This is a genomic window from Streptomyces sp. NPDC093089 (genome assembly GCF_044754405.1).
Classification (GTDB): domain Bacteria; phylum Actinomycetota; class Actinomycetes; order Streptomycetales; family Streptomycetaceae; genus Streptomyces.
The window spans coordinates 399,280-419,287 of the sequence record NZ_JBIVPA010000002.1 but is presented as its reverse complement, the minus strand read 5'-3'; the positions used below and the strand labels follow the sequence as shown (position 1 = coordinate 419,287).

Below are 20,008 nucleotides of genomic sequence, written 5' to 3'. Positions count from 1 at the left end.
GATGGAGTCCGCGCGGATCATCGCGACGGTCGCGCGGATCGTCCGCGACGTCGGCATCGCCGAGGAGATCGCGCAGGACGCGCTCGTCTCCGCCCTTGAGCAGTGGCCGAGGTCAGGCGTCCCGGAACGGCCGGGCGCCTGGCTCACGGCCACCGCCAAGCACCGCGCCGTCGACCTGGTGCGGCGGCGCGAGACGTACGCCCGGAAGCTCGCCGAGGTGGGCCGGGAGCTGCCGGAGGAGTCGTACGACCCGGAGCCCTCCGGCCCCGGCGACATCGACGACGACGTCCTGCGGCTGATCTTCACCGCCTGCCATCCGGTGCTCTCCGCCGGGGCGCGGGCCGCGCTGACGCTGCGGCTCGTCGGCGGGCTCCGCACGGACGAGATCGCCCGCGCCTTCCTCGTGCCGGAGGCGACCGTCGCGGCCCGCGTCACCCGCGCCAAACGCACCCTCGCGAAGGCGGGCGTCGAGTTCGAGGTGCCGTACGGGGAGGAGCGGGCGGCCCGCCTCGGCTCGGTCCTTGAGGTCGTCTACCTGATCTTCAACGAGGGGTACGCGGCCACCGCGGGCGACGACCTGCTGCGGCCCGGCCTGTGCGAGGACGCGCTCCGGCTCGCCCGGGTGCTCGCCGCCCTCGTGCCGGCGGAGGGCGAGGCGCAGGGCCTGGCCGCGCTCCTGGAGCTCCAGGCGTCCCGGACGGCGGCCCGCACCGGACCCGACGGGCGGCCGGTGCTGCTCGCCGAGCAGAACCGGCGGCGCTGGGACCGGCTGCTCATCCGGCGCGGGTTCGCCGCCCTGGAGCGGGCCGGGGACGGCCGCTCCTACGGGCCGTACGCCCTCCAGGCCGCCATCGCCGCCTGCCACGCGCGGGCGGTGTCGTACGAGGAGACGGACTGGGCGACGATTGCCGCGCTCTACGGGCGGCTCGGCGTCCTCGCGCCCTCACCGGTCGTCGAACTGAACCGCGCCGTCGCCGTGTCGATGACCGAGGGCCCGGCCGCCGCCCTCCCGATCGTCGACGCCCTCGCCGCCGAACCGGCCCTGGCCCGCTACCACTTGCTCCCCAGCGTCCGGGGCGACCTGCTGGCCCGCCTCGGCCGGACCGCGGAGGCCCGCGCGGAGTTCGAGCGGGCGGCGGCCCTCACCAGGAACGAGAGCGAGCGGGGGCTGCTGAGGGCGCGGGTGGGGGAGTTGGGGGAGGCGGAGGAGGCAGGGCGGTCAGGGGAGTCGGGGGAGGCGGAGGAGGCAGGGCGGTCAGGGGAGTCAGGGGAGTCGGGGGGCTCGGGGGCGGGGTGGCCGGGGGAGGGGGAAACCGGATGACGGGACTCCGGGCCGGGGGCCGGGGGCTCGGAGTCCCGGAGTCGGGAGGCCCGTCGTCGGTCCGGGACGGGTGACGCTTAGGGTGCTCGGCATGTCCCCGCGTATGCCGCTGCCTCCACCGCCCCCGCCCGCCGAGCTCCAGAGCTGGCCCGACCGGGAGGCGCGGATCGCCGACCGGGCGCTGGCGCTCGACGCGTTGGGGCGGCGGCTGCTCGGGGTGGGGCGGCTGGCGACGTTCCTGGCGTGGTGCGCGCTCCTGCAGGTGGGCTGGGCCCTGGTGGGGGTGCTGCTGATCTCGCTCGGCGGGCCGATGCCCGACCCGCTCACGGTGCTGACCGGGGTGTTCGCGACCGTCCTCGGCGTCGGCGTCCTCGTTCCCGCCGGGTGGCTGACCGTGCGGAGCCTGCGGCGCGACCGGACCGTCCGCGAGCTGCTCGTCCGGTGGGCGGCGCTCGACCGGCACGGCCCGACGGACGCCCGGCTGCGCGCCCCGGCCCTCAGCGCCTGCTGGCTGCTGCTGTCCTCCGCGATGTGCGCGGTCGGCCTCTGGCTGGGCTTCGCCGTGCCCCTGGGCACCCGTTGGGAGGACGGCGGCTACGGCCTGGTCGCGTACGGCATGGGCGCCGCCCTGATCCTCTGGGTCACGGGGCTCACCGGCCTGACGAAGGCCGTCGGCCACTACCGCTTCGCGGTGCGGCTCAGCGGCCCCCGCCGGCCGGCCGGCCGATCAGCATCGTCGGGGCGCCCGCGACCCGAGTGAGCAGCACCGTCGCGGAGTTGGGGCCCTTCGGCTTCACCTTGCGCCGGATCTCCTCGGGTTCGACCGCCGAGCCGCGCTTCTTCACGGTCAGGGTGCCGACCTCGCGTTCCCGCAGCAGTGCCTTCAACTTCTTGAGGTTGAAGGGGAGTTCGTCGGTGATCTCGTAGGCGGCGGCGTACGGGGTGGGGGTGAGCGCGTCCGCCGTGACGTACGCGATCGTCTCGTCGACCAGGCCCCCGTCCAGCTGCTCCGCGACCTCGGCGACGAGGTGCGCGCGGATGACGGCGCCGTCCGGCTCGTACAGGTAGCGGCCGACCGGCCGGACCGCCGGGTCGGGCAGTCCCCGGCCGGTGAGCCCGGCGCCGGAGGGCAGCAGGGTGGCGCGGCGGGCGCCCGGCTCCGTGCCGAACCACAGCACGGCCTCCTTGACGTCCCCGCCGTCCGAGATCCACTCGGCCTCGGCGTCCTCGGGGACGGCCTCGTGCGGGATGCCCGGCGCCACCTTGAGGGCGGCGCGCGGGGCCTTGCGGGCCGCCTCGACGGCCCAGGACAGCGGCGGGGAGTACGCCTCCGGGTCGAAGATCCTGCCCCGGCCGCCGCGCCGCGCCGGGTCGACGAACACCGCGTCGTACGGGCTGGTGTCGATCTCGGTCACGTCCGCGCAGCGGACCTCGATCAGCTCCGCGAGGCCGAGCGCCTCGGCGTTGGCGCGGGCCACCTCGGCGGTCAGCGGGTCGCGGTCGACGGCGAGGACGGAGATCCCGGCGCGGGCGAGGGCGATGGCGTCGCCGCCGATCCCGGAGCAGAGGTCGGCGACGCTGCGGACGCCGAGGTCCCTCATGCGGCCGGCCCGGTAGGTGCCGACCGAGGCGCGGGTCGACTGCTCGACGCCGTGGGGCGTGAAGTACATCCGGTACGCGTCCTCGGCGCCGAACTTCGCCACCGCCCGCTGCCGCAGCCGCGCCTGGCCGAGCGCCGCCGTGACGAGCTCGGCGGGGTGGTCGCGGCGCAGCCGGGAGGCGACCGCCAGTTCCCGGGCGGGGTCGTAGTCGCGCAGGGCGGTGAGGAGCGTCTGACCCTCGGGGCCGAGCAGGGGGGTGAAGGAGGCGAGGTCGGTCACCCGTCCCATTGTGGGCCCTGCGTCGCTGTGGGCCGCCCGGGGGACGGTGGGGCGGCGCGGCGGTGTCGCGACCCGGAACGGCGCCTCCGCGCTGACAGGATGCGGCGCCATGCAGCTCGTACGACAAAAGGAAGAATCTATGGTGATCGGCGCGCCCCCTTCCCGTCGGACCCTCGGGGCCGCCCTCCTCGCCGCCGCCCTCGCCACCACCGCCACGGCCTGCTCCGGCGCCGCCGAGCCGGACCGCGGCGCGCCGGCCCCCGCCGCCGGCCAGCAGGCCCGGGGCGGCCAGGGCGCGTCCGGCGCGCTCAACGACTACCTCGACCGCGTCCGCAAGGAACGCACCGCCCGCGTGCTCGCCGCCAAGAAGTGGGGCCTCGCCCGCCCGCCGCTCGAAGCGCCCGCCCCGCCCGCCGTCAAGCCGAAGATCACCACCCGCAAGGGCTTCGAGACCGACGGCGAAGGCCTCCCGCCCGTCTTCACCACCGTGCCCACCCAGCAGAAGGTCGTCTTCCTCACCATCGACGACGGCGCCGAGAAGGACCCCGACCTGCTGCGGATGATGAACGACCTCCGCATCCCCTACAGCGCCTTCCTCAGCGACTACGTCGTCAAGGACGACTACGGCTACTTCGCCCGGATGCAGAAGTCGCAGAAGTCCGGGGTCTCCCTGCACAACCACACCCTCAACCACCGCTACCTGCCCGGACTCTCGTACAAGCAGCAGAAGCGCGAGATCTGCGGCATGCAGGACGTCATCGAGAAGCGGTACGGCAAGCGGCCCCCGCTCTTCCGCCCGCCGTACGGCAACTACAACGAGGACACCCTGCGCGCCGCCAAGTCCTGCGGCGTCAAAGCGGTTCCGCTGTGGGCCTCCGAGGCCTTCCCCGACCGCATGGAATGGCGCGAGTGGGACCGGGACCTGCACCCCGGCGACATCGTGCTCACCCATTTCCGGGGCAAGGCGGACTGGAAGGGCACCATGCCGGACATGATCCGCAGGGTGATGAACGTGATCACGGCGAAGGGGTACGCCGTCGCGAAGCTGGAGGACTACGTGTGAGAACCCGGGCACGGCGCCTGGCCGCCGCTCTGGCCGTCACCGGCGCCCTCCTCGCCCTCCCCGCCTGCGCCTCCTCGGTCGACCCGATCGAACGGCTGGGCCGCAAGGCGGCGGAACGGGTGGGCCCCCACCCGTCGCCGGCGGGGGAGGTGCGGGGCACGGCCCGGGCGGTGTCGGACGCGAAGGGCTGCGGGGCCCGCCCCGCACTCCGCCGCGAAGTCCCTCCCGAAGCCCCTCCCGCAGTCCGTCGCGAAGTCCCTCCCGAAGCGCGTCCCGAAGCGCGTCCCGTCACGCCACGGAGCGATGAATTGGCACTCCGCTTGACCGAGTGCTAATCGCGGTCATAGTCTCGGCTCTGGCACTCCCCACTGGAGAGTGCCAACACAGCGACGGGCAGGTCCGGCACCCGCGACGACGGATCCACCTGGTCGCCACCTCAGACAGTTAGCCCCGTGAGATCTCCGAAGGGGGAGGTCGGATCGTGACGACCACCAGCTCCAAGGTTGCCATCAAGCCGCTCGAGGACCGCATTGTGGTCCAGCCGCTCGACGCCGAGCAGACCACCGCCTCTGGCCTGGTCATTCCGGACACCGCCAAGGAGAAGCCCCAGGAGGGCGTCGTCCTGGCCGTGGGCCCGGGCCGCTTCGAGAACGGCGAGCGTCTGCCGCTCGACGTCAAGACCGGCGACATCGTGCTGTACAGCAAGTACGGCGGCACCGAAGTGAAGTACAACGGCGAGGAGTACCTCGTCCTCTCGGCCCGCGACGTGCTCGCGATCGTCGAGAAGTAATTCACCGAAGTACCGAAGTACCGAAGTACCGAGCACTGAAGCAGATGCTCTGAGCTGCGCCCCGAGGCCCCTTCCAGGCGCCCCGGGGCGCAGTTCGTTCCACCCGAATCCGAGAGGGCTGAACCGCTCCCATGGCGAAGATCCTGAAGTTCGACGAGGACGCCCGTCGCGCCCTTGAGCGCGGCGTCAACAAGCTTGCCGACACGGTCAAGGTGACGATCGGCCCCAAGGGCCGCAACGTCGTCATCGACAAGAAGTTCGGCGCCCCCACCATCACCAACGACGGTGTCACGATCGCCCGCGAGGTCGAGATCGAGGACCCGTACGAGAACCTCGGCGCCCAGCTGGTGAAGGAGGTGGCGACCAAGACCAACGACATCGCGGGTGACGGCACCACCACCGCCACCGTGCTCGCCCAGGCCCTGGTCCGCGAGGGTCTGCGCAACGTCGCCGCCGGCGCCTCCCCGGCCGCCCTGAAGAAGGGCATCGACGCCGCCGTCAAGGCCGTCTCCGACGAGCTGCTCGCCACCGCGCGCCCGATCGAGGACAAGTCCGACATCGCCGCCGTCGCCGCGCTGTCCGCGCAGGACCAGCAGGTCGGCGAGCTCATCGCCGAGGCCATGGACAAGGTCGGCAAGGACGGTGTCATCACCGTCGAGGAGTCCAACACCTTCGGCCTGGAGCTCGACTTCACCGAGGGCATGGCCTTCGACAAGGGCTACCTGTCCCCGTACATGGTGACCGACCAGGAGCGTATGGAGGCCGTCCTCGACGACCCGTACATCCTGATCAACCAGGGCAAGATCTCCTCGATCCAGGACCTGCTGCCCATCCTGGAGAAGGTCATCCAGGCCGGCGCCAGCAAGCCGCTGCTGATCATCGCCGAGGACGTCGAGGGCGAGGCCCTGTCGACCCTGGTCGTCAACAAGATCCGTGGCACCTTCAACGCCGTGGCCGTCAAGGCCCCCGGCTTCGGCGACCGCCGCAAGGCGATGCTCGGCGACATGGCCACCCTCACCGGTGCCACCGTCATCGCCGAGGAGGTCGGCCTCAAGCTCGACCAGGCCGGCCTGGACGTGCTGGGCACCGCCCGCCGCGTGACCATCACCAAGGACTCCACCACCATCGTCGACGGTGGCGGCAACTCCGAGGACGTCGCGGGCCGCGTCAACCAGATCAAGGCCGAGATCGAGTCCACGGACTCCGACTGGGACCGCGAGAAGCTCCAGGAGCGCCTCGCGAAGCTGGCCGGCGGCGTGTGCGTGATCCAGGTCGGCGCCGCCACCGAGGTGGAGCTGAAGGAGAAGAAGCACCGTCTGGAGGACGCCATCTCCGCGACCCGCGCCGCGGTCGAGGAGGGCATCGTCTCCGGTGGTGGCTCCGCTCTGGTCCACGCCGTCAAGGTCCTCGAGGGCAACCTCGACAAGACCGGCGACGAGGCCACGGGCGTCGCGGTCGTCCGCCGCGCCGCCGTCGAGCCGCTGCGCTGGATCGCCGAGAACGCCGGCCTCGAGGGCTACGTCATCACCTCCAAGGTGGCGGAGCTCGACAAGGGCCAGGGCTTCAACGCCGCCACCGGCGAGTACGGCGACCTGGTCAAGGCCGGCGTCATCGACCCGGTCAAGGTGACGCGCTCCGCCCTGGAGAACGCCGCCTCCATCGCCTCCCTCCTCCTCACCACCGAGACCCTCGTCGTGGAGAAGAAGGAAGAGGAGCCGGCGGACGCGGGCCACGGCCACGGCCACGGCCACTCCCACTGAGGCCCACCGCTGACCGCTGAGGTCCGCAGCTGAACCACCGAGGCCCGGTGCTCCCGTCGCGGGAGCACCGGGCCTCGTGCTTCGCGCCCGTTCCTACCCCTCCACGGCGCCGAGCTGCCCCATGAGCCCGAGCAGGTCGTACTGCCACCACCCCTCGACGATCTTCCCGTCGTCCCGGAAGCGGTGGATGACCGTGCCGCTCATGGTCACGTTCATGCCCGTCGGCTGAAGCCCCATGAAGTCCCCGGTGTGGCTGCCGCGCCACGTCCAGCGGGTACAGACCCGGTCGCCCTCGGCGATCTGGTCGTCGACGGTGAAGGCGAAGTCGAATCCGCCCCGCCACATCTCCACCTCGCGCCGGACGGCGTCCATGCCGATGACGTCCTGCTCGTTCGTCGGATCGTGATCGTGGTACCCCTCGGCCAGCACCTCGTCGAGCAGCGCCAGCTCCTGCTCCGTCGCCAGCATCTCCATCAGCCGCCGCGCGTTGTGCTTGTACAGCGCCTCGTCCCGCACCACGTCCAGGTCCGTGAACGTCGGCATCTCGTCACAGAGCGCGACCATCTCCCGGAAGATCCGGTCCGTCTCCGGCAGCTGCGAGTTCCGCATCGCCACGTCGTACGACGGGAACTCGACGATCTCCACGACGTGCGAAGAGTCCGACCGGTCCATCCCGACCATGCTGTGCGTGGCCGTCCGCTTCCCCTGGGTCTGCTCCACCCACTGATCCATGAGCCGGTTCAGGTCGTCGACCCGGCTGGTCTTGCAGTCGATGATCTGTACGAAAGTCATGACGCCTCCCGACCGCGGTGGGAACCCTTTCAGTCTAGGTCCGGCGCGCCGGGATGCCCTGGCAGCATGGGGGCATGAAGCGGGGGATCGGCGTGGAGAACGACTCGGGCATCGTGGTGATCGGCGACGGGAACCGGGTGGTGACCGGCCCGCCGCCGACCGTCCGCTCGGCGTACTGGGAACAGGTCCGCCGCATCGCCCCCGACGAACTCGTCGGGCGGGAAAGCGAGTTGGCCGAGCTGGCCGCCTTCTCCCGTACCGGCCGCGGTTGTCTCTGGTGGCGGGCCGACGCCTGGGCCGGCAAGTCGGCGCTGATGGCGTGGTTCGCCCTCGCCCCGCCGCCCGGCGTACGGATCGTCCCCTTCTTCACCACCGCCCGCCTCGGCGCCCAGAACGACGCCGCCGCGTACGTGGACGTCGTCCTCGAACAGCTGGCGGAGCCGGCGGGGGAGGGCCTGCCCGCGCTGCTCACCTCCGCGACCTGCGAGGCCCACCTGCTGCGCCTCTACCGCACCGCCGCCGAGGCCTGCGCCGCGCGCGGCGAGCGCCTCGTCCTCCTCGTCGACGGCCTCGACGAGGACCGCGGTGTCACCACCGGCCCGACGCCCACTCCATCGCCAGCCTCCTCCCCGCCTACCGGCCCGTCATCGTCGCGGGCCGGCCCAATCCGCCGATCCCCGCCGACGTCCCGGAACGCCATCCCCTCCGGGACCCCGCGACCGTACGGCCCCTTCCCCCCTCCCCGAAGGCCCGCGCGATCCGCGTCGAAGCCGAGCGCGAACTCAAGCACCTCCTCGCGGACGACGGCCTCCCGTACCCGCTCCTGGGTCTGCTCACCGCCGCCGGCGGCGGCCTCACGGCGGACGACCTCGCGGAACCGACCGGCGAGATCCCCTACCGCGTACGCGACCTCCTGCGCACCGGCCCGGGCCGGACGTTCGCCGTGCGCGGCGACGCCCACCTCCCCGCCCACGAGGAACTGGCGGCCGGAGCACGCGAGATGCTCGGCGCACGGGAACTCGACCGGCGCCGCGGCGAGCTCCACGCCTGGGCGGACGAATGGCGCCGCCGCGGATGGCCGGCATCCTCCCCGGCCTACCTCCTGCACGGCTACGCCCCCATGCTCCGGGAGTCCGGAGACGTCGACCGGATGCTCGCCTGCGCCCTCGACGAGGCGCGGCACGACCGGCTGCGGGCCGTGGGCCGGGTGTGCCGGGCGCTCCTCGCCGCGGGTCGGGCCGACGAGGCCGAACGCGTGCTGCGGGGCACGGCGCAGGAGCACCGGGAACTGGGCCCGTCTTCCTCCTCGACGGTTCGCGGGCGCTGCGCGCGGCGGGGTACGAGGAGCGCGGCGGAGCTGCTGCTCTCCGTCGCGCGGGACCTCGTGGAGGCGGGGGAGCTCGGGCGGGCCGAGGCGGTCCTGACCGGTCTGCATCCGCTGGGTCACGGGTGTGCCTCCGCCTACGCGCAGCTCGCCCGCGCCCATGCGGACCCCGTGCGGGCCCGCCGGTGCGCCGCGCTCGCGCTGCACCCGGGGTCCTGGGCCGGCGTGCTCGGCGCCGTCCTGCACGCCGACGCCGGGACCCTTCCCCTGGTGCTCGCCGAGGCGGACCGGCTGCTGGACGCCGCGGTCGACCGGTGGCCGGGCCCGGCGGGTCAGGCCGACGTGGTCAGGTCGGCGGCGCGGACCTCGTCGGCGAACGGTTCGCCGGCCGTGTAGCGGGTGATCTCCGCGAGGGCCTGGTCCGTCATGCGGTGGAGTTCGTTGCCGAGGGAGCCGGCGACGTGCGGGGTGAGGAGGACGTTGGGGAGGGTCCACAGCGGGGAGTCGGGCGGGGGGAGTTCGGGGTCCGTGACGTCGAGGACGGCGTGGAGGCGGCCCGAGAGGAGGTGGGGGAGGAGGGCGGTCTCGTCGACGAGAGAGCCGCGGGCCGTGTTGATCAGGGTGGTGCCGTCGGGCATGGCGGCGAGTTGGCGGGCGCCGATCATGCGGTGGGTGGAGGGGAGTTGGGGGGCGTGGACCGAGACGACGGTGCTGCGGGCGCAGAGTTCGTCGAGGCCGACGAGCCGGGTGCCGGCGGGCGGGGTCGTCACGTACGGGTCGTAGAGGAGGACTTCGCAGTCGAAGGGGCGGAGGAGCTCGATGACGCGGCGGCCGATGCGGGAGGCGCCGATGATGCCGATGGTGCGGTGGTAGTTGCCCCAGGGCGCCGACTCGGTGAGCCAGGAGTCGTCGGTGCGGTGCCGCGCGTAGCGCTGGGCCGAGCGGAGGACGCCCTTTCCGGCGAAGAGGATCGCGGCGAGGGCGTACTCGGCGACGGGGAGGGCGTTGGCGGCGGCGGCGGAGGTGACGCGGAGGCCGCGGTCCCAGCAGGCTTCGGTGATGTGGTGCTTGACGGAGCCGGCGGCGTGGACGACGGCTTTGAGCCGGGGCGCGCGGTCGAGGACGTCGGCGGTGAGGGGGGTCGCCCCCCAGCAGGTGAGGAGGAGTTCGGCCTCGGCGAGGGCGGCGGCGACGCGGGGGCCGGGGGCGGTGAGGTCGTGGGCGACGAGGTGCGGGTCGGTGCGGGTGAGGGCGGCGAGTCGGTCGCGGTGGGCGCCGGTGAGCAGCCGGTCGGCGATGCCGGGGCCCATCGCGAGGAGGAGGGCGGGGCGGTTGTCAGGGTCGGGGCGCATCGTGGGTACCGGCCTTCCTCACTTGACGCTGCCGGCGGTGAGGCCGGCCTTCCAGTGGCGCTGGAGGGAGACGAAGGCGACGACTAGGGGGACGACGGCGAGGAGGGACCCGGTGACGACGAGGGGGTAGAAGTCGGGCTCGGCGTGGGCGTTGCTGTTCCAGGCGTACAGGCCGAGGCTCAGCGGGTAGAGCTTCTGGTCGGACAGCATCACCAGGGGGAGGAAGAAGTTGTTCCAGACGGCGGTGAACTGGAAGAGGAAGACGGTCACGAAGCCGGGCATGACCATGCGCAGTCCGATGGACCAGAAGACGCGCAGTTCGCCGGCGCCGTCGATGCGGGCGGCTTCGAGGGCCTCGTCGGGGATGTAGCCGGCGCAGAAGACCCGGGAGAGGTAGACGCCGAAGGGGTTGACGAGGACGGGGATCAGGACGGCCCAGTAGGTGTTGACGACGCCGACCTCGCTGGCGAGGAGGTACATCGGCAGGGCGAGCGCGGTGGTGGGGACGAGCACGCCGAGGAGGACGAGGCCGAAGAGCTTCTCCTTGCCCCGGAAGTCGTAGACGTGGAAGGCGTATCCGGCGGCGACGCTGACGAGGGAGCAGGCGAGGGCGCCGAGGCCCGCGTAGAGGAGGCTGTTGGCGTACCAGTGGAAGTAGACGCCGTCGTTGTACGCGGCGAGCCGGCTGAGGTTGCCGCCGAGGTCGAAGCCCTCGAAGGAGAAGGCGTTTCCGGCGAGGAGGCCGCCGGCGTCCTTGGTGGCGGCGGTGAGCAGCCACACGAGGGGGAAGAGCATGTAGACGACGGCGAGGAGGAGGGCTCCGTTGACGGCCGTCTGGGACAGCCAGCGGTGGGGGGCGCGGTTGCTCATGCCGTCCGCTCCTTCCGTGCCGTGCGCGCCGGGCGTGCGGTGCGTGCCGGGCTCGCCTCGCGTGCCGTGCCCGCCTTGCGCCGGCCGGTGAGGCGGGTGACCGCGAAGGAGAGCAGGGCGGCCGTCAGGGCGAGGAGTACGGAGGCCGCGGCGGCGAGTCCGTAGTCGTTGCGGTCGAAGGCCGCGGTGTACGCGTACATGTTGGGCGTCCAGGTGGAGGTGACGGCGGAGCCGGTGCCCTTGTTGAGGATCAGCGGTTCGGTGAAGAGCTGGAGGGAGCCGATGATCGTGAAGAGGCCGACCATGGCGAGGGAGGCCTTGACGAGCGGGATCTTGATGGCGAAGGCGATCCGCCAGGCGCCGGCCCCGTCGACGGTGGCCGCTTCGAGGACGGAGCGGTCGATGGCCTGGAGGGCCGCGTAGAAGATGACCATGTTGTAGCCGAGCCATTCCCACAGGGCGATGTTGACGACGGAGGGCAGGGTGCCTTCGGGGGAGAAGAAGTCGAAGCCGATGCCTCCGGCGTCCATCGCCTGTACGACCGGGCTGAGTTGGGGCGTGTAGAGGTAGACCCAGATCAGGGCGGCGATGATGCCGGGGACGGCGTGCGGCAGGAACAGCGCGAGCTGGAAGAAGCGGCGGGCGCGGGCGAGCGCCGAGTCGAGCAGGAGGGCGAGGCCGAGGGCCCCGGCGAGCAGCAGCGGGATGTAGAGCAGGCAGTATCCGAGCAGGACGCCGAAGCCCTCGCGGAAGGCCCGGTCGCCCAGCGCCGCGGTGTAGTTGTCGAGGCCGGTGAAGACGGTCTCGGTGCCGCCGAAGCCCAGTCCGGACTGCTTCTCGGTGAAGAGGCTGAGCCAGACCGCGTATCCGATCGGCACCACCATCACCGCGGTGAACAGGAGGAAGAAGGGGGTCAGCAGGATCGTCGCGGCGCGGGTCCGGGCCTTCATGCGGTCAGCCCTCGACCTTCAGGCCGCGCTTGGTGAGTTCGGCGACGGTGGCGTCGTGGCCTGCCTTGACGGCGTCGGCGATGCCGGGGCCGCCCTGGGCGATCTTGCCGAAGTGGTCCTTGATCGCGGTGTTGGTGGTGCCGGTGGTGGGGCCCCAGGACCAGTGGGGGTTGATGGAGGCGCCGGCGGCCTCGAAGAGGGCGTAGATGTCCTGGCCGTCGTAGTAGCCGGCGTCGAAGGCCTTCTTGGCGACGGGGCGCAGGGCCGTGGCGGCGGGGAAGGCGGAGGAGGTGCCGGAGGCGATGCGGGCCTTCACGCCGTCCTCGGTGGTGGACATCCACTCGGCGAAGGCGACGGCCGCCTCCTTCCTCTTGCTGTCCTTGGTGACGGCGAAGGAGGTGCCGCCGAGCATGCCGCTGGCGGGCTTTCCGTCCCAGGTGGGGATGGGGGCGACGGCCCACTTGCCGCTCAGTTCGGGCGAGTTGCCCTTGAGGACGCCGGCGCCCCAGGAGGCGCCGAGATAGCCGATGGTGGTGCCGTTCTTGAGGGAGCCGACCCATTCGGGGCTGAAGGAGGCGTCCTTGTGGACGAGGTCGGCGTCGAGGAGGCCCTGCCAGTAGGCGGTGACCTTGGTGGTGGCCGGGTCGGTGGTGTCGATCTTCCAGGTGTCGTTCTCGGCCTTGAACCACTGGGCGCCGGCCTGCCAGGCCATGGCCTCGAAGGTGGTCGGGTCGTCGGGGAAGAAGGTGGCGAGCCGGGCCTTGGCGTCGGCCTTCTTGACCTGCTCGGCGGCCTTCTTGAAGTCGTCCCAGGTCGCCGGGGTCTGGATCTTGTACTTGGCGAACAGGTCCTTGCGGTAGAAGAAGGCCTGCGGGGCGGCGTCGAAGGGGACGGCCCAGGACTTGCCGCCGAGGGTGGTGAGTTCGACGGACTGCGGGAGGAGCTTGGCGCGGTCGGCCTCGGTGAACTGGTCGCCGATGTCCTGGAGGGCGCCGGAGCTCACGAACTCGGGGAGCGAGGAGTACTCGATGGAGACGAGGTCGGGGGCGTTGCCGGCCTTCACCGCGTTGGAGATCTTGGCGTAGCCGCCGGCGGTGCCGGAGGGGATCTCCTCGAACTTCACCTGGACGTCGGTGTGGGAGGCGTTGAAGGCGTCCACGACGTCCTTGGAGCCCTTGGCCCAGCCCCAGAAGGTGATGGTCACGGGCCCGGTCGGCTTGTTCGCGGTGTCGTCACCGCCGCCGCCGCAGGCCGTGAGGACGGCGAGGGCGGTGGCGGTGCCGGCTATGACACGGGACGTTCTGCTCCAAGTACGGGTCACGGCTCGACTCCTGGGGGCGGGGCGGCTGGGAGGTTGTGGCCGTGATCCTGTGACCGTTCATGACCGAAGTCAAGAGCGAAAGATTGATTGATCGAAAAAAGAACAGATCGATCGCCCGTGGCACCGCATCGGGGGCCGGGCCCGCGGGCGGGTCCCGCAGGCCGGTCCCGCAGGCCGGTCCTCGGCCTTCCCGCCGGAGGGGTGCGCCGCGCCCGCCGGGCCGGTGCCCCGCGCCCGTCAGTCGCCCCGCGCCCCGCACGAGTCCCGGACCCGCAGCCTCGGCAGCAGGCTCAGGTGGCGCCGGGCCGCGTCCTCGTCGGGGCTCTCGGTGAGCCGCTCCACGAGGAGCTCCGTGGCGTGCCGCCCCACCTGCCGCTTCGGCGGCGCGACCGCGGTCAGCGGGGTGTCGGCGAGGGCGGCGACCTCGTCGTCGTACGCGATCAGGGCCAGGTCCTGCGGCACCCGCACGCCCAGCTCGGCGAGGCGCTGCACGATCTCGATCGCGTCCACGTCGTTGTGGACCAGGGCCGCGTCCGCGAGGTCCGAGCGGACCGCGTCGTGCAGGGCCCGCACGGCCCGCTCGAAGCCCTCCGGATCCGCCTCGGCCGGTACGGAGTCGATGACCGGGCGCGGCTCCTTCAGGCCGAGCGTGCCGAGCGCCCCGGCGTACCCCGCGCGCACCGCGAGCGCGGTCGGGGAGTCGCGGCGGGCCACGAGCAGCGGCGTCGCACGGCCGAGGGAGAGCAGGTGGCGCAGGGCGAGCAGGACACCGTGGCCGTGGTCGGAGACGACCCGGTCGAGGTCGTCGAGGGGGCTGCCGGGTTCGGCCCTGCGCTCCAGGAGCACGGCCGGCACCGGGAGCTCCGCCAGCCAGTCCCCGTATGCGAGCCGGTCCTCGGGGCCCCGCCAGCCGGGCGCCACGAGCACGCCCTCGGCGCCGGCCGCGAGGAGCCCCTCGGTGCGGGCGCGGTCCTCCTCGGGCCGGTAGTCCGAGATGCGCAGCACGAGCCGGGCGCCGACCCGCGCCGCCGCCTCGTGGGCCCCGCGGATGACCTCGGCGAAGTAGTACGTGGCGGAGGGGGCGAGCAGGCCGAGGACCAGGCCCTCGCCCGGCCGTCCGGCACCGGCCGCGCTCTGTCCCCGTGGCCAGGACACCTGGCCGTGCACCCGGTCGAGCAGCCCCTGCCCGGCCAGCGCCTCGACGTCCCGGCGGGCGGTGACGGGGGAGACCCCGAGGCGCTCGGCCAGTTCGGAGACGCGGGCGGTGCCGCGCTCGCGCACCAGGGCCAGCAGTCGGTCGTGTCGTTCGGCAGCACTCTCGCGCACGGCGCAGTTCCCCCTCGCGGTGGTCGTGGTTCCCCGACCCTAGCCCAGAAATGATCGAACGACGGAAGTTTCGATCATTCGCTCCGAATCTCTTGACGTTCGATCGGAGTCTGTCCAGGATTCCCCGCGACGCGGAAGTCGACGCAGATGTCGGCGCAGGCGTCGACGCGGACGTCAGCGCAGGGAGTCCCAGGGAGCATCATGCCCACGCCACCCGAGAACCGTGAGCTCAGCCCGTACACCGGCTGGACCCGTACCCACTGGGAGGCCGCGGCCGACCGACTCCTCCTCGCCGTCCGCCCGTACGCCTCGCCGGGACGCGCGCTGATCGACCTCCCGGGCCCCCGCCCCAGCTGGTCGGGGGCCCGCTCCGACGGCCTGGAGGGCTGGGCCCGCACCTTCCTCCTCGTCGCCCTCCGCACCGCGGGCGCCGGGGGCGAGGACCCGCACGGCCACCTCGACCGGTACGCGGAAGGCCTCGCCGCCGGAACCGCGCGCCCCGGACGGGCGGACCCGGACTCCTGGCCCCTGATGGCCGACACCCGCCAGGCGGTCGTCGAATCCGCCTCGGTCGCCCTCGGTCTCCGCCTCACCCGCCCCTGGCTCTGGGACCGCCTCGACGACGGCACCCGGCAGCGGGTCGCCGAGTGGCTCCTGCCCGCCCTCGGCCCGTCGCCCGTCGACAACAACTGGTGGCTCTTCGGCCTCACCGTCGCCGGCTTCCTCCAGGACGCCGGCGTCGAGACCGACCGCGCCGCCGCCACGATCGACCGCTCCCTCGCCCGGATCGAGGACTGGTACCTCGGCGACGGCTGGTACAGCGACGGGGACAACCGCGCCTTCGACCACTACAACGCCTGGGCCCTGCACTTCTACCCCGTCCTGCACGCCCACCTCGCCGGCGACCGGGAGCTCCTCGACCGCTACGGGCCCCGCCTCCGCGCCCACCTCGACGACTACGTCCACCTCTTCGACGCGAACGGCGCCCCCCTCCCGTACGGGCGCTCCCTGATCTACCGCTTCGCCGCGGCCGCCGCCCCCTGGCTCGGCACCCTCACCGGCCACACCCCGCTCACCCCCGGCGCCACCCGCCGCCTCGCCTCCGGCACCCTGCGCCACTTCCTGGCCCGCGGAGCCACCGACGCCCGCGGAGCCACCGGCAAGCGCGGAGACACCGGCAAGCGCCGGGCCACCGACGCCCGCGGGCTCCTCACGCTCGGCTGGTACGGCCCGTACGCGCCCCTCGTGCAGGAGTACTCGGGCCCCGGCTCCCCCTACTGGGCCTCCAAGGGCTTCCTCGGCCTCCTCCTGCCCGCCGGCCACCCGGCCTGGACCGACCCCGAGGAACCCCTGCCGGCCGAACGCGCCGACACCGTCCGTCCCGTCGCCCCGGCCGGACTGCTCGTCCAGACCACCGCCGCCGACGGGCTCGTACGCCTCCACAACCACGGCAGCAACCACGTGGGGAGCGGCGAAGGGGGCGAGGACGACCCCGGGTACGCCCGCCAGGCCTACTCCACCCGTACGGGACCCACCGCCCCGCCCGACGCCGCCGACAACCACTTCGCCCTGATCGTCGACGGGGAGCCCACCCGGCGCGGCACCGCCGTCCCGGCCGGCACCGGCCCGGGCTGGGCGGCCTCCGCGCACCGCCCGCTGCCCGGCGTCCGGGTCCTCTCGGCGACGCTCGCGCACGGCCGCGCCGAGGTCCGCGCCCACCTCGTCCTCGGTGCCCCGGAAGGGACCCCCGTACGGCAGACCGGCTGGGCCGCGCACGCCGACGGGCCCGTCTCCCAGCTCCACCCGGTCCACGGCTACGGTCCCGGGACCGCCGAACTCCCCACCGGAGCCACCCTCCAGGGCCCGGGCCCCACCCGTACCCCCGCGCTGCACGGCGTCACGCACGGCCCGGAGAGCCTCTTCGTCGCCCTCGCGTCCCTCACCGCCGAGGCCGCCCCCGCTCCGGTGTCCGACCTCGCGGACGTCCGGGTCGCCGGCCGCACCCTGCACGTGACCTGGCAGGACGGCACGACCGCGCGACTCCCCTTGGAGCAGGACTACTTCGGACCGTACTTGCGGCCCGCCTTGGAGGAGACCCCGCCGAGCAGCCCGCGCGGCGCCAGCTTCGCCACGCCCATGAGGGCCTTGTAGCGGGGGTCGGGGATGGACAGGGTCTTGCCCCGTTCCAGGTCCGACAGCGCCGAGGACACCAGCTTGTCCGCGTCGAGCCACATCCAGCCGGGGATGTTGTCCGTCCCCATCCCCGCGCGCTCGTGGAACTCGGTGCGGACGAAGCCCGGGCAGAGCGCCATGAGCCGGATCCCGCTGCCCGCGAGGTCCCGCGCCGCGCCCTGGGTGAACTGGACGACCCACGCCTTGGAGGCGCCGTACGTGCCGCGGGGCACGAAGGCCGCCACCGAGGCGACGTTCACGACGGCGCCCCGGCCCCGCTCCCGCATCGAGGCGGCGGCGGCCGAGGTCAGCCGCAGCACCGCCTCGCAGTGCACCGTCAGCATCTTCAACTCGTCGGCCATGGAGACTTCGAGGAAACGGCCCTTGTTGCCGAAGCCGGCGTTGTTCACGAGCAGGTCCACCGGCCGCTTCGGGTCGGAGAGGCGGGCCTCGACGGAGGCGATGCCCTTCTCGTCGGCGAGGTCCGCGGAGAGCACCTCGGCCTCGATCCCGTGCCGGTCGTGCAGCTCGGTGGCCTGCTCCCGGAGCCGCTTCACGTCCCTCGCCACGAGCACGACGTCGTGGCCGTCCGCCGCGAGTCTCCGTGCGAAGGCGGCTCCGATGCCCGCGGTGGCGCCTGTGATCAGTGCAGTCGTCATACGGGCACGGTAGTGCCCCCGCCGAGCGGCTACGGAGCCGCGTCCGCCCCGCCGTCCGCCCCGCCGTCCGCCGCGTGGTCCTCCCCTTGGCCCGCCCCGCCGTCCGCCCCGCCCCGCCCGTCGCCGTACGCGTCCGCGTACCGGCGGGCCAGCGCGAGCAGCCCCGACTCCATCCACTCGGCGGCGGCCAAGGTGCCGGGCAGCAGGGTGCGTTCGGCGGTCGCGGCGTGGTGCAGGACCGCGACGGTGACGTGGTGGTCGGGCCGGTGCACGACCGTGATCGGGTCGCCGGCCCGGATCTCGCCGGGCTCGATCACCCGCAGCAGCGCGCCGGGTCCGGCCGTCGACCGCGTGAACCGCTTGACCCACCCCTTCTCCCCGACGAAGCCGCCGAACGTACGGCAGGGGATGCGGCCGCCCGTGACCTCCAGGACCACGTCGTCGCCGATCCGCCAGCGCTCCCCGATCAGGGCCCCGTTGACGTCGAGGCCGAGGGTGGTGAGGTTCTCGCCGAAGGAGCCGTTGGCCAGGGGGCGGCCGAGTTCGGCCTCCCAGCGGTCCAGGTCCTCACGGGCGAAGGCGTACGCGGCCCGGTCGCGGCCCCCGTGGAAGCGCAGGTCGCACACGCTGTCCCCGGCGAGGCCGCCGGCGCCGACGCCGGGCGGCCCGGGGTCCTCGATCCGTACGGGTCCGTCGACGGGGCGCTTGTCGATGCCCGTCGTCCCCGACGCGGAGTCGGTGTACTCCACCGCCCGGGCACGGCCCACATTCACGCTCAGCAAGGTCATGGCGGCACTTTAAGGGCATCCAACCCAAAGACGTGGTCGAATTTTCTCCGCCGAACCCAAGATTCGCTTATGCTTGGGCGCATGATCGAGGCACGCCACCTCCGCGTCCTGCGCGCCGTCGCCGCCACCGGCTCCTTCTCGGCCGCCGCGCGCGAACTCGGCTGCACCCAGCCCGCCGTCAGCCAGCAGATGAAGGCCCTCGAAGCCTCCGCCGGAACCCCGCTGCTGATCCGCACGGGACGCGAGATGCGCCTCACCCAGGCCGGCGAGGTCCTGGTGCGGCACGCCTCCGGCATCCTGGCCGGGCTCACCGCCGCCGAGGAGGAGGTCGCCGCCATCGCGGGACTGCGGGCCGGCCGCGTCCGCCTCGTCTCCTTCCCGAGCGGCAGCTCCACCCTCGTCCCCACCGCGCTGGCCGCGCTGCGGGCCGCGCACCCGGGCACCCGGGTCTCCCTCGTCGAGGCCGAACCGCCCCGCTCGATCGAGATGCTCCGCGAGGGCGACTGCGACGTGGCCCTCGCCTTCCGGTACGGCGCGGGGCAGGCAGAGTGGGACGACCTCGTCGTCCGGCCGCTGCTCGCCGACCGGCTCGTGGGCCTGGTGCCCGAGGGGCACCGGCTCGCCGGGGCGGACGCGGTCGGCATCGCGGAACTCGCCGACGAGTCCTGGATCGCCGGCTGCCCGCGCTGCCGCCGCCAGCTCGTGGACGTCTGCGAGGAGGCGGGCTTCACCCCCCGCATCGACTTCGCCACCGACGACTACCCGGCGGTGGTGGGCCTGGTCGGCGCCGGCCTCGGCGTGGCCGTCCTGCCGGAGCTGGCCATCGAGTCCGTACGCCCCAAGGGTGCGCGGACCGTGACCGTCGAGCCCGCCGTGGAGCGCGAGATCGTCGCCCTCACGCTGCCCGACCTGGCCCAGGTCCCGGCCGTCGCCGCCACGCTGGACGAACTGACCCGGGCCGCCGCGCGCCCCTGAGGGCCGCGACCGCCGAAGGGCCGGCCGTTCCCGGGCGCGGGCATGCCGGAGGTGCGGCCCGGGCCGAAGGTGCGGGGGAGGCCTGGCCGAGCCGGGCCGCCACGCGCGCACAGGTGCCGCCCGACGCGCGCGTGGGCGTGGCCGCAGGCTCGGTGCCTAGCTGAAGAAACGTTCCTTCACATGTGCTCCGCGATCGGTCGGCCGGCGGCCGCCGATGTCGTCATGGCTGTCATGGGAGTCATGGACGCCGTGCCCGTGGCGGACGTGGCCGACGCGGTCGTCGGCGCCGCCGAGATCAGGCGGTTCCGTGCGCGTCCCATGAGCTCTTCGCGTTCGTCCTCGGTGAGGCCGCCCCATACGCCGTAGGGCTCCCGTACGGCGAGTGCGTGTGCCGCGCACTCCGCGCGTACCGGGCACCGCATGCAGACCTCTTTCGCCGAGTTCTCACGCGCACTCCGTGCCGCGCCGCGCTCTCCCTCGGGGTGGAAGAACAGGGAGCTGTCGACTCCGCGGCAGGCCGCGAGCAGTTGCCAGTCCCACAGATCGGCGTTGGGTCCGGGAAGGCGGGAGAAATCTGCCATTGCGCTTGTCCCCTTGAAACCGTGTCGAACGGATAGGTGGGCGGGTGGATGGCTGATCGACGGGGCTCCTCCGGGTCCCCGTCA

General features: G+C 73.2%; 18 protein-coding genes and 1 pseudogene. 8 read left to right on the top strand and 11 right to left on the bottom strand.

All coding sequences use genetic code 11. The features are described 5' to 3' along the window. Nucleotide 1: 1 nt before the first annotated feature. On the top strand, nucleotides 2-1,321 hold the full coding sequence (locus ACIQFX_RS05460; protein WP_402459583.1) for an RNA polymerase sigma factor: 1,320 nt from the start codon (nucleotides 2-4) through the stop codon (nucleotides 1,319-1,321). A gap of 91 nt (nucleotides 1,322-1,412) precedes the next feature. Then, entirely contained in the window at nucleotides 1,413-2,081 is a 669-nt protein-coding gene (locus tag ACIQFX_RS05455; RefSeq protein WP_402459152.1) for a hypothetical protein, read from the top strand. Here ACIQFX_RS05455 and ACIQFX_RS05450 read toward each other — a convergent pair. Then, nucleotides 2,020-3,210 carry a methyltransferase domain-containing protein gene (locus ACIQFX_RS05450; protein ID WP_402459150.1) on the bottom strand — a complete coding sequence of 397 codons (1,191 nt, stop codon included), beginning with the start codon at nucleotides 3,208-3,210 and terminating at the stop codon, nucleotides 2,020-2,022. The genes ACIQFX_RS05455 and ACIQFX_RS05450 overlap by 62 nt on opposite strands. A gap of 130 nt (nucleotides 3,211-3,340) precedes the next feature. On the opposite strand from ACIQFX_RS05450, the gene ACIQFX_RS05445 reads away from it, so the two are divergent. From ACIQFX_RS05445 to groL, 3 genes are all read left to right on the top strand, one after another. Then, nucleotides 3,341-4,264 (top strand): polysaccharide deacetylase family protein, encoded by a 924-nt coding sequence (locus ACIQFX_RS05445; protein WP_402459148.1) that lies wholly within the window; start codon nucleotides 3,341-3,343, stop codon nucleotides 4,262-4,264. 481 nt (nucleotides 4,265-4,745) lie between these two features. After that, entirely contained in the window at nucleotides 4,746-5,054 is a 309-nt protein-coding gene (groES, locus tag ACIQFX_RS05440) for a co-chaperone GroES (RefSeq protein ID WP_017239619.1), read from the top strand. A 131-nt stretch (nucleotides 5,055-5,185) separates the two neighbouring features. Next, a complete protein-coding gene (gene groL / locus ACIQFX_RS05435) occupies nucleotides 5,186-6,814 on the top strand; it encodes a chaperonin GroEL (RefSeq protein WP_402459147.1) in 1,629 nt (542 codons plus the stop codon). Between the two features lie 93 nt (nucleotides 6,815-6,907). Here groL and ACIQFX_RS05430 read toward each other — a convergent pair whose 3' ends face one another. Both ACIQFX_RS05430 and ACIQFX_RS05425 read right to left on the bottom strand, forming a co-directional pair. Continuing rightward, nucleotides 6,908-7,606 (bottom strand): ester cyclase, encoded by a 699-nt coding sequence (locus ACIQFX_RS05430; RefSeq protein WP_402459145.1) that lies wholly within the window; start codon nucleotides 7,604-7,606, stop codon nucleotides 6,908-6,910. Nucleotides 7,607-7,640: 34 nt separating this feature from the next. Continuing rightward, complete coding sequence (locus ACIQFX_RS05425) at nucleotides 7,641-8,078, bottom strand: hypothetical protein (RefSeq protein WP_402459144.1); 438 nt, start codon at nucleotides 8,076-8,078, stop codon at nucleotides 7,641-7,643. A gap of 471 nt (nucleotides 8,079-8,549) precedes the next feature. On the opposite strand from ACIQFX_RS05425, the gene ACIQFX_RS05420 reads away from it, so the two are divergent. Then, entirely contained in the window at nucleotides 8,550-9,326 is a 777-nt protein-coding gene (locus ACIQFX_RS05420; RefSeq protein WP_402459142.1) for a hypothetical protein, read from the top strand. On the opposite strand, the gene ACIQFX_RS05415 is transcribed toward ACIQFX_RS05420, so the two are convergent. The 5 genes from ACIQFX_RS05415 to ACIQFX_RS05395 all read right to left on the bottom strand — a co-directional run bounded on the left by ACIQFX_RS05415 (nucleotide 9,263) and on the right by ACIQFX_RS05395 (nucleotide 14,749). Further along, nucleotides 9,263-10,282, bottom strand: a complete 1,020-nt coding sequence (locus ACIQFX_RS05415; protein ID WP_402459140.1) for a hydroxyacid dehydrogenase — start codon at nucleotides 10,280-10,282, stop codon at nucleotides 9,263-9,265. The genes ACIQFX_RS05420 and ACIQFX_RS05415 overlap by 64 nt on opposite strands. An 18-nt stretch (nucleotides 10,283-10,300) precedes the next feature. Further along, entirely contained in the window at nucleotides 10,301-11,152 is an 852-nt protein-coding gene (locus ACIQFX_RS05410; protein WP_402459138.1) for a carbohydrate ABC transporter permease, read from the bottom strand. Next, nucleotides 11,149-12,102 (bottom strand): carbohydrate ABC transporter permease, encoded by a 954-nt coding sequence (locus tag ACIQFX_RS05405; protein WP_402459136.1) that lies wholly within the window; start codon nucleotides 12,100-12,102, stop codon nucleotides 11,149-11,151. The genes ACIQFX_RS05410 and ACIQFX_RS05405 overlap by 4 nt, the downstream gene beginning before the upstream one ends. A 4-nt stretch (nucleotides 12,103-12,106) precedes the next feature. Next, complete coding sequence (locus ACIQFX_RS05400; protein WP_402459135.1) at nucleotides 12,107-13,423, bottom strand: ABC transporter substrate-binding protein; 1,317 nt, start codon at nucleotides 13,421-13,423, stop codon at nucleotides 12,107-12,109. A gap of 237 nt (nucleotides 13,424-13,660) precedes the next feature. Further along, entirely contained in the window at nucleotides 13,661-14,749 is a 1,089-nt protein-coding gene (locus tag ACIQFX_RS05395; protein ID WP_402459133.1) for a substrate-binding domain-containing protein, read from the bottom strand. 201 nt (nucleotides 14,750-14,950) lie between these two features. Here ACIQFX_RS05395 and ACIQFX_RS05390 point away from each other — a divergent pair, with 201 nt between their 5' ends. Further along, nucleotides 14,951-16,900, top strand: coding sequence for a DUF2264 domain-containing protein (locus tag ACIQFX_RS05390; RefSeq protein ID WP_402459131.1), 1,950 nt, complete (start codon nucleotides 14,951-14,953; stop codon nucleotides 16,898-16,900). Here ACIQFX_RS05390 and ACIQFX_RS05385 read toward each other — a convergent pair. Both ACIQFX_RS05385 and ACIQFX_RS05380 read right to left on the bottom strand, forming a co-directional pair. Further along, nucleotides 16,807-17,580 carry an SDR family NAD(P)-dependent oxidoreductase gene (locus ACIQFX_RS05385; RefSeq protein WP_402459129.1) on the bottom strand — a complete coding sequence of 258 codons (774 nt, stop codon included), beginning with the start codon at nucleotides 17,578-17,580 and terminating at the stop codon, nucleotides 16,807-16,809. The genes ACIQFX_RS05390 and ACIQFX_RS05385 overlap by 94 nt on opposite strands. 29 nt (nucleotides 17,581-17,609) lie before the next feature. After that, entirely contained in the window at nucleotides 17,610-18,368 is a 759-nt protein-coding gene (locus ACIQFX_RS05380) for an MOSC domain-containing protein (RefSeq protein WP_402459127.1), read from the bottom strand. 81 nt (nucleotides 18,369-18,449) lie between these two features. Between ACIQFX_RS05380 and ACIQFX_RS05375 the strand changes: the two genes are divergently transcribed. Beyond that, nucleotides 18,450-19,343 carry a LysR family transcriptional regulator gene (locus tag ACIQFX_RS05375; protein WP_376490002.1) on the top strand — a complete coding sequence of 298 codons (894 nt, stop codon included), beginning with the start codon at nucleotides 18,450-18,452 and terminating at the stop codon, nucleotides 19,341-19,343. Nucleotides 19,344-19,594: 251 nt separating this feature from the next. On the opposite strand, the pseudogene ACIQFX_RS05370 reads toward ACIQFX_RS05375, so the two are convergent. Continuing rightward, a pseudogene (locus tag ACIQFX_RS05370) lies at nucleotides 19,595-19,924 on the bottom strand (WhiB family transcriptional regulator); the annotation flags it as partial. Nucleotides 19,925-20,008: the final 84 nt, after the last annotated feature.

What these genes read in the sequence shown, in the direction of transcription:
- ACIQFX_RS05445 (WP_402459148.1), top strand. Translation starts at nt 3,341, where the DNA reads ATGGTGATCGGCGCGCCCCCTTCCCGTCGGACCCTCGGGGCCGCCCTC.
- groL (WP_402459147.1), top strand. Translation starts at nt 5,186, where the DNA reads ATGGCGAAGATCCTGAAGTTCGACGAGGACGCCCGTCGCGCCCTTGAG.
- ACIQFX_RS05410 (WP_402459138.1), bottom strand. Translation starts at nt 11,152, where the DNA reads ATGAGCAACCGCGCCCCCCACCGCTGGCTGTCCCAGACGGCCGTCAAC.
- ACIQFX_RS05450 (WP_402459150.1), bottom strand. Translation starts at nt 3,210, where the DNA reads ATGGGACGGGTGACCGACCTCGCCTCCTTCACCCCCCTGCTCGGCCCC.
- ACIQFX_RS05455 (WP_402459152.1), top strand. Translation starts at nt 1,413, where the DNA reads ATGTCCCCGCGTATGCCGCTGCCTCCACCGCCCCCGCCCGCCGAGCTC.
- ACIQFX_RS05430 (WP_402459145.1), bottom strand. Translation starts at nt 7,606, where the DNA reads ATGACTTTCGTACAGATCATCGACTGCAAGACCAGCCGGGTCGACGAC.
- ACIQFX_RS05380 (WP_402459127.1), bottom strand. Translation starts at nt 18,368, where the DNA reads ATGACCTTGCTGAGCGTGAATGTGGGCCGTGCCCGGGCGGTGGAGTAC.
- ACIQFX_RS05405 (WP_402459136.1), bottom strand. Translation starts at nt 12,102, where the DNA reads ATGAAGGCCCGGACCCGCGCCGCGACGATCCTGCTGACCCCCTTCTTC.
- ACIQFX_RS05375 (WP_376490002.1), top strand. Translation starts at nt 18,450, where the DNA reads ATGATCGAGGCACGCCACCTCCGCGTCCTGCGCGCCGTCGCCGCCACC.
- ACIQFX_RS05415 (WP_402459140.1), bottom strand. Translation starts at nt 10,282, where the DNA reads ATGCGCCCCGACCCTGACAACCGCCCCGCCCTCCTCCTCGCGATGGGC.
- ACIQFX_RS05385 (WP_402459129.1), bottom strand. Translation starts at nt 17,580, where the DNA reads ATGACGACTGCACTGATCACAGGCGCCACCGCGGGCATCGGAGCCGCC.
- ACIQFX_RS05460 (WP_402459583.1), top strand. Translation starts at nt 2, where the DNA reads ATGGAGTCCGCGCGGATCATCGCGACGGTCGCGCGGATCGTCCGCGAC.
- ACIQFX_RS05390 (WP_402459131.1), top strand. Translation starts at nt 14,951, where the DNA reads ATGCCCACGCCACCCGAGAACCGTGAGCTCAGCCCGTACACCGGCTGG.